This window comes from Haloarcula amylovorans, assembly GCF_004681185.1.
Lineage (GTDB): Archaea > Halobacteriota > Halobacteria > Halobacteriales > Haloarculaceae > Haloarcula > Haloarcula amylovorans.
Genome location: NZ_SRIF01000011.1, coordinates 92,542 through 100,705, shown reverse-complemented (window position 1 = coordinate 100,705; position 8,164 = coordinate 92,542). Strand labels below are relative to the sequence as shown.

General features: G+C 56.4%; 9 protein-coding genes and 1 pseudogene. 7 read left to right on the top strand and 3 right to left on the bottom strand.

The features are described 5' to 3' along the window. Both E4S61_RS22565 and E4S61_RS22560 read left to right on the top strand, forming a co-directional pair. The coding region (locus E4S61_RS22565; protein WP_167768563.1) for an integrase core domain-containing protein at positions 1–88 on the top strand (88 nt) is incomplete at its 5' end. 209 nt (positions 89–297) lie between these two features. Continuing rightward, a complete protein-coding gene (locus tag E4S61_RS22560; RefSeq protein ID WP_245180915.1) occupies positions 298–525 on the top strand; it encodes a hypothetical protein in 228 nt (75 codons plus the stop codon). Positions 526–1,038: 513 nt separating this feature from the next. On the opposite strand, the gene E4S61_RS25720 is transcribed toward E4S61_RS22560, so the two are convergent. From E4S61_RS25720 to chrA, 3 genes are all read right to left on the bottom strand, one after another. Beyond that, positions 1,039–1,197: a hypothetical protein gene (locus tag E4S61_RS25720; protein WP_167768621.1), complete on the bottom strand. Its 159-nt coding sequence runs from the start codon at positions 1,195–1,197 to the stop codon at positions 1,039–1,041. Between the two features lie 64 nt (positions 1,198–1,261). Next, positions 1,262–2,626, bottom strand: a complete 1,365-nt coding sequence (locus E4S61_RS22555) for an MFS transporter (RefSeq protein WP_135306169.1) — start codon at positions 2,624–2,626, stop codon at positions 1,262–1,264. A 55-nt stretch (positions 2,627–2,681) separates the two neighbouring features. Beyond that, on the bottom strand, positions 2,682–4,040 hold the full coding sequence (chrA, locus tag E4S61_RS22550) for a chromate efflux transporter (RefSeq protein ID WP_135306168.1): 1,359 nt from the start codon (positions 4,038–4,040) through the stop codon (positions 2,682–2,684). Between the two features lie 171 nt (positions 4,041–4,211). On the opposite strand from chrA, the gene E4S61_RS22545 reads away from it, so the two are divergent. The 5 genes and pseudogenes from E4S61_RS22545 to E4S61_RS22525 all read left to right on the top strand — a co-directional run. Further along, complete coding sequence (locus tag E4S61_RS22545; protein WP_135306167.1) at positions 4,212–4,802, top strand: hypothetical protein; 591 nt, start codon at positions 4,212–4,214, stop codon at positions 4,800–4,802. A gap of 5 nt (positions 4,803–4,807) precedes the next feature. Continuing rightward, positions 4,808–5,290 carry a DUF892 family protein gene (locus tag E4S61_RS22540; RefSeq protein WP_135306166.1) on the top strand — a complete coding sequence of 161 codons (483 nt, stop codon included), beginning with the start codon at positions 4,808–4,810 and terminating at the stop codon, positions 5,288–5,290. Positions 5,291–5,376: 86 nt separating this feature from the next. Then, the gene (locus E4S61_RS22535; RefSeq protein WP_135306165.1) at positions 5,377–5,823 is read left to right on the top strand and encodes an arsenate-mycothiol transferase ArsC; all 447 of its coding nucleotides are present in this window, start codon (positions 5,377–5,379) and stop codon (positions 5,821–5,823) included. After that, positions 5,823–7,271 carry an arylsulfotransferase family protein gene (locus E4S61_RS22530; protein WP_135306164.1) on the top strand — a complete coding sequence of 483 codons (1,449 nt, stop codon included), beginning with the start codon at positions 5,823–5,825 and terminating at the stop codon, positions 7,269–7,271. Before E4S61_RS22535 ends, E4S61_RS22530 begins: the two co-directional genes overlap by 1 nt. Positions 7,272–7,507: 236 nt before the next feature. Further along, positions 7,508–7,849, top strand: a pseudogene (locus E4S61_RS22525) (transposase); the annotation flags it as partial. Between the last annotated feature and the right edge of the window lie 315 nt (positions 7,850–8,164).

The window sequence follows — 8,164 nt, the reverse complement described above, 5'->3', positions numbered from 1 at the left end:
GCTTGAACAGTTCATGCATTACTATAACCAGCAGCGACCGCATCAATCGCTCAACAATCGAACTCCAGCTGAGGAGGTCCTAAACTAGACAGTGCCCGTTGAGAACTATCATTTAGTTTGCTTCACTCAGTTCGTACGTATAATGTATAATAGAGACAATATCTCTCCTGTAGAATTAGCACCTCAAATTGGTCAGTACAGAGGAACGATGTAACGCTCTCTGTGAGATATAGAATACCACCTGAGAAAGATAAAATCATCAGCCGTATCGTTCCCGAAATATTAACCCTGCTAGAGATGGACTTCAACAGTAGGTCTATGCGAGAACCGGGCTTGTCGGGCAAGGAGTCGATAGCTCTCATAATATGGGTTATCACAGTCGCCGCTGTCCTTAGAGCCGTCCGCGATGTCCTACTGGTCTCAGGCGAAGAACTGGCTGTTGTTGCGGGCATCCTCATTTTTGGCTCATTCTATGGTGTGTTCATGCCGGTCTGGTGTCGTCTTCCAGACTGGTGGAAAAAGTAACTGTATAACGGCATTGTCCTATTCATATTCAGTTCGCAGGCTCAATTTACGGCCCGTTCAGCTGATCTCCGCTGCAATCTTCATGTCCAGATTGCTCAGTAAAGGGGATACAGCTACCAGCTAGCTGTTTGCAAGATGCCGATATTTGCAGTTTCAAAAAACGGAATCAAATAGCCTGCCAATTAGCAAGACAACAGCGAAGACACCGAACAAAATCAACACGGCTAGAAGGAAATCGATAGGACTTCCCGACCCCTCAAGACCAATTAGTAAGGCGGGATACATACTACTAAGAGATATGTAAGTGCTATCCTGAAATAAAGACTGGGAATGTGATGAAGACGCACACCTACTGAGCGGCTGATTCGTGCCGGACTATGCCGGAAATAAGCCACGCATCAGAATCATCCTCCGAGGTTGTGACTTCCCAACTCCGACTGCAGTTGAGACTGGTGGTCTCAATGCATATGGTTTCATCGCAGAGTATTCTCTCGTTTCGTCCGTTGTCTGTTCTTATCTCTTCTTCATTGCATCCCAAAATGCCTTGCCAGCCTCCTCGACGATTTCCACGGCAGTCGGATCATCCTCTAGATAGCGTTTGAGGAGTCGTGTCCCGCGTTCGACGGTGTTCCCTTCGGGCGGGACGATCTCCTCTCGGGACTGACGTATCATTGGGGTGGTCGGCACCTTCTGTCCCGACGAGTGTCATCGAGAACGAAATCAGAGCCAGCCTTGCTCATACATACGCCTCGAACTCTTCGCCGAACAGCAGGAAGTAGCCAGTCCCGACGACGCCGATGACTGCTGCGAGAGTGAACGCGATTTCTGGATTGACGAACTCCCACAGGTAGCCGCCAAGTGCGGCACTCGGAATAACGACGGTATTTCGCAGGAGGTAGTAGGTGCCGGTGACGCGTCCTCCGGCGCCGGCTTCGGCGGGTCCGACGATCAGCGCCTTATGAGAGGGCAGCCCCGCGAACCGCAGCCCCGAGAACGCGAAGATGAGGACCATCGCCCACTGGAGCGGCATCACCGGGTCGAGGACCTCCGGGCCGCCGATGAGAACGACCGGGAACAGCGCGTACACCGCGAACCCTACTGCAACGACGGGCTTGAGGCCGACCCGCTCGGCGATTTTCGCTGCTGGCGCCATCGAGATGAGGGCAATCAGCATTTCGACGCCGAGCAGGTAGCCGAAGAACGCTTCCGGCGAGAGATCGATCGCATACGAAAAGTCAGCCAGCGAGACGGTCGTCTCGAAGCCGACCTGGTAGAACTGTGTAATCACCAGCACGAAGAAGACGTACACCATCCCGTTAGCGAACCGGACGAGCGTATCCCCGACCAACAGCGGGCGGAGCGGTTCGGGCATATTCCGCAGGTCGCGTCTGATCTGATCGATTCCCTCGAAGGAGCTTCCGATAGAGTCCTCGCTGGCATCGTAGAGGAGATGCTGGGCGACGGTCCCGAGAATCCCGAAGACAACGGCGACGGCGAGGACGTACTGGAAGCTCACCGTGAAATCCGGGTGGAAGCCAATGAGGACGGCCGCGAGTACCGGACCGATGAGGAACGCTGTCCGGCGAAACGTCTCCGTGCTGGCGAAGCCGGCAGCCAGTCGCGAGGGATCGGTTGCTTGCTTGACGACCGCGAACGTCGCGCCTAGGCCGAACGATTTCCACCCTTGCGCGAGCAGCAGACCGACGAAGATCCAGATCCAGGGTGGGATCGTCACGCTGGCAATAGTGATCACACCGAGGTTCGGCGCGATCAACCAGACGCCGAAGCCCAGAGTCGAAATCAAGCCGAACAGGGTGAGCGCGTATCGCGAGCCGATGCGGTCGGAGATGGCACCACCTGGATACGGGAATACTGCCGAGATGATGTTACCGACGGTTCCGAAGAGGCCGACGACGAACCCCGAGGCTCCGAGGGCGACGATGTACTCTGGGAGGAACCGGTTGGTCATCTGGAAACCGAGACTGAACGCGAACATCGCCAGCGACAGCACTAGTACGTCCCGTTCAAGGGCGAAGAACTGCCGAAACGTATCTAACGGGCCCGATTCGTCCCTTTCAACCGTGACTTGTTCCTGACTCATGATTGTCTCCGTGTCGAACGTCGTGTGAGGTCGTGGTTGGTGAGCTGTGCCTCTGTCATAGAACGAGGAAGTACCACGCTATGCCGATCCCGCCGCCGCCCAGAATCAAATACGCCGCATGGGTGCCGCGGACGAACAGCCCGAACGTGACAATAGCGAGGGCGACGGTGAAGGCGTCGACGAACGACTCTGCGGCGAGCGTGACGGTTGCTCCAAGGATTGCGCCGACGACGGCGGCGTTGACGCCGGTTAACGCGGTCTGGCTGACGTCGTTCTCGCGAACCCGCGCGAAGTACGGGAAGAAGCCCATAATGAACACGAAGGATGGGCCAAAGGCTCCGATCGTGGCGACCAACGCTCCCAGGATAGCGATCCACACGACGCCGCCGGAGACGTCCAGCAACAACTTGTAGCCGACAAACGCCGTCGTCATCACGACGGGACCTGGGGATAGCTGGCCGATGGCGATGCCGTCGACGAACTCCCGTGCAGTCAACCACGCGAACTCGTTGACGACGTACTTCTCGATGAACGGGATGAGGACGAGACCGCCACCGTAGATGAACGACCCTGTATAGATCATAAACAGGAACAGCTTCACCCACGGATTCGCCCAGAGCGCGAGCGCGAGTCCCCAGAGCGGACTTGCCTCGATTGCCGTCCGGGCCCGGGGACCGACCAGATCCAGTACGCGACTTCGGAGCGCGTACAGGCCACCGAGGATGGCTGTTACGATGCCGGCAGCGGTAATCCGTTTCACATTTGCCCGTACCCAGTCCGACCGATAGAGCGCGACAGCGATGAGTCCAGCAACGATGAACTCGAGGACGGGATTCGGATTCAGCGTGGCTGTTGCGACGGTCGCCGCGACCAGCAGCGCCACTAACAAAAAGTCCACCGACCAGGTCTCCGACCCGATGTCGAACTCGGCATGCGACTGCCCATCAGCAAGGGCACTCTGTGCCATCGAGTATGTCGCCCCGACAATAAGCCCAATGACCACCGGATTGATTCCATAGAAGGAGGCTTCGACCGCTGGCAGCGTCTGATACGCGAAGTACAGCCAGGAGAAGAAGACCACAAGGACGAACGTCGGGAGCATGAAGAAGAAGCCGGCGACGATCGCTCCTGGATTACCAGCCCGTATCCAGCCCATGAAGATGCCGAGCTGCGTCGACGCCGGTCCGGGCAGCATGTTACATATCGCCAGCCCCTCCATGAAGATCGACTCGTCGGTCCACCTGCGGGACTCCTCGCCGACCAGATCGTCCTCCATCATGGCGATGTAGACAAGTGGCCCGCCGAATCCGACGATGCCAATAAAGAGGAAATAGCGGGCAATCTCGACGAGTTTCGCAGGGCTCGATTGCCCGCTATATTCATCTACAGTACTGGCTGCTTCGACATCAGCCATCGTTTCCGAACACCCCAGCAGTGCCGCTGGTGGCAGTCGTTTCCAGCTGAGACACGATACGATTCATAGACGGCTATCTCGCCGCAGGGTAAATAATATTTCTATAGTCGTATAGCATCTCCGATTTACTTCCGAACGGGTTTTATCCTGCTGTCACTCATCAAGGTGTATATGACCGGCCGCAAGAACGCGATGCTCACCACCGAAGACCGCCGGTGGTTGACTGGCGAGAAGGTATACGACGGGCAACACGCGAAGCAGCAACGGTACCAACGCCGGCAGGACATCCGTGAGCGCGTTTATAACTCGATGCTGGATTTTTCGATTCTGCTTGAGGAGTTGGACGACGACGAGTGGCGTGAAATCTTCGGTGAAGTTGTGGATGGGGGGCAGCAGTGGCAGAATGTGGACGAGGATCTCCAAGCTGGTGTTCGTGATGGCCTCGCGTTTCTCCTTCGAACAATCGGCGTCGCCACGCTGATGCGGGATGGGCAGGCGTCGCAGGGCACGGTTCCTGAGCGGCTGTTCACGGCGGCCCTTCGACGAGCCGGGCACCGAGACGGCCTCCTCGTCGACGCAGTCTTCTTGGACATCGATGCGACCGACGTGGGGATCCCGGGACTCCTCGAGGACCTCCAGTCGGATGAACCTATGTCCGCCGGCAGCCTCTATCTCCTCATGGAGAGTGGGGCTGTCGATACCGACGTCGTGCAGGACTGTCTGCGCGACCAATTGGTCGACGATGACTCGGAGGAGGCGTAACAGAAATGTCGATCACATCCAAGCGCGAACTCTTCGACAGGGAACTCCAGAAACTCTACCACGCCGAGATCGAAATCCTTGACCTACACAGTGACCTCGCTGCCGCGGCAGCGAGCGACGAGGTACGGGCCATCTTCGGTGGCCACGAAGGCGATACGGTCCACCAGATCGACCGGATCAAAGCTATCTTCTCTACACTCGATATGGAACCGCGCGAACAGGGGAGTCCGATCATGGAAGGGCTGCTCGCGGAGAAAGATCAGTACGTGCTTGATGTCGAAGATGATGATCTCCGAGATCTCGATGTCATCAGCATCGGAATGATCAACGAGCGACTGGAGATCACACTCCTCGACCGGCTAATTCTCTTGGCTGAGGATCTCGAGTTGTCCGAAAGCGTCATTGAGTCACTCGAGATGAATCGCCAGGAAGCTCAAACCGCCCTCAAGCGAATGAAGGAATTCACCGGAACAGCTCGAAGTACATAGCTGGAACGGAGCCGTTCATCAGTATATCAGATGTGGGATACTCACATAGAGAATCTATTTACTACGCGCGGTCGAACTGGGAGTATATGTCTGTTGATCGTGTCGCATTTGTCTGTGTCGGCAACGCTGGGCGGAGTCAGATGGCGACCGCGTTTGCCGAGCGGGAACGAACCGAACGAGGACTCGATATCGACATCGTGACCGGCGGCACGGACCCGGCCGAGGATATCCACGAGGCCGTCATCGACGCTATGGAAGAGCGCAATATCGATATCAGCGACCGGACGCCTCGGAAGATCATGCCCGGCGATATCGAGGATGCAGACTACGTCGTCACGATGGGGTGTTCAGTCGACGAGTTCCGTCCTCCAGACTGGACTGGTGAGAGCCAGCACTGGAATTTGGAGCATCCCGGCGGTGACGACGTTGACGCAGCGCGTGATCAGCGCGACGAGATCAAACGTCGTGTTACTGCGTTCTTCGATGAGTTAGAGGCGACGGAGACGGTCGACGACCACGCGACAGAGAACTAATGCAACCGGTCTCCAAACGCCGTCTTCGGATAGCGTTCGCTGTCCTCCTTGCGCTCTCTGTCGTCACTATCGGGTACGGCTTCGCAACGGCGTCAGCAGAAACTACGTTCGAATCTCATCTCTCCCAACGCGGGGAAGTCGACTCGAGCGCCCCGATCACGCCAGAATCGGATGGTATTACCGTAATTGCGACGGATTCGAACTCCTGGCGGGGGGAGGCTAGTGAAGGACCACGGGCCCGGGCCGAACTCGTTGCGTTCAATCCTAATGGAACGGTTCGCTACTACAATGATACCCATACCCGCTACTGGGACGTCGACCCCGTTCCTGGGACGAAAACCACTGTCGAATACTCCTATGCCGACCACCGCGAAGGCGACGCCTGCCCCAGCGCCGACGAATGGAATCCGAGCGACTACGGTGTGGACAACGACACCTGGAACACCTACTACGAGACGCACGGCGACGTGAACGCGTGTACGTACAACGGTGTCGAGCGCGTAAACCTCACGACCGGCGAAGTCGAGGAGGTATGGGGCCAACCAACGCCTGGTAAGGAGGCGACTCGGTACCACGACGTCGACCGGATCAATGACACGCACGTCGTCGTGGCGGATATCTATCTCGACGGTGTGTTCGTCGTGAACACCGAAACCGACGACATCGAGTGGCGATGGAATGCCTCCGATACGTTCCCGATCGAGAGGTCTGGCGGCCCGTATCCCGATGACTGGTCGCACATCAACGACGTCGAGGTCTTAGAGGACGGTCGTATCATGGTAAGCGTCCGCAACCTCGACCGTGTCGTCTTTTTGACGCCTCAACAGCACGCCGTCGACGAAACGTGGACGCTCGGCGCGGAGGATGACTATAACGTACTCAACGAACAGCACAACCCGGATTTCATCAATGAGAGCAACGGCGGGCCGGCAGTCGTCGTCGCTGACAGCGAGAATAATCGTGTACTCGAATATCAGCGCACAGCCGATGGAGGATGGGAGCAAACCTGGGTCTGGCGAGACGCACAAATGCAATGGGCCCGGGATGCCGACCGGCTCCCCAACGGCCACACGCTGATCTCGGATTCAAACGGCAATCGTGTTTTCGAGGTCGACGAGAACGGTGACGTTGTCTGGGAGATCAATATTGCGTTCCCGTATGAAGCTGAACGCCTCGAAACGGGTGACGAATCCACAAATGGCCCCAGCGCCCAATCCGCCGAGATAGCGTCTCGGTCCGGCACCCTCGGTGATCAATTCTGGATCGCGATCAAGGGCCTCATCCCGGGGAAGTACCTGAATGGGCTGATGTACATCACCCCCGTGTGGATGGGCGTTCCGGAGGTATTCGCGATCGCTTTGGTGATCGTGACTGGGCTTCTCTGGGGCGGCTTGGAGCTGCGCTGGGGGCTCCGTCGGCGTCGGGATCCGTCGACGACTGCAGACTAAAGTGACGATCCAACTCACCAGGATTAACTCACCTTTGTTTATCTGCGAATCAGAATCATAGACTCCACGTTTTCGGATATAGAAGCGATACAAACGAATATCAGTCGAATTAGATAGAATCTGAGAGATGGGTTGGGACATTCTATGCGTCGCTCTCTCGCTGACAGGACACGACAGTTCGATTGGAGGACAGCAGCTGAGTTCACGCATAGAACGTGAGTCCTGCGGCTTGCCGGACGACGCTGAACTACCAGCGCAAAGAGAACGCTGAGCACGACGACCACCGGCCGTATTCGGTGTTTATGACGAATTGGGGGAGCGGACACCTCACAGAGTACGCCTACCGCTGGGAAATCGAGAGTGGCTATAGATCAATCAAGCGGTTCATGGCTGCGACGATGTCGAAGGACTTCGGACTGCGATTCTTCCACTTCGCATTTGCATGTCTACTCTACTCGATCTGGCGCGCTGTTGATCTGCTCGTACAGGTCGAATTGACAGGTGACTACGAACATTCACCGATTGTGACGGCCGACAATACGCTGACACTGCTGAAGAAGGAAACCGGTATTGGATAGAGAGACACTCTGTCCGGGTTAGCGCGATATCTGAGTGGCAACGCTACCAGATGTCTCCTAATTTGGTCATATGGTAGATATCTTAACAAGAATGCCTGTTTGAATGCCGATCTGAGGAAGTTCCCGCTGACCGATTCGGCTGAAACCACGCATTATAGGCCTTCTAACCCCGCTGTAGTCTCAGCTTTCAGAGCGCACAGGAGTTGAGACTTGCCTTCTCAATGCACAGGGGCAATATCGGTTTGAGTGGCTCTGTTGAAACCCTCTTCTTCAGACATATTCTCATCTGAAACAGCTGGTCGATAAGAGATGCGA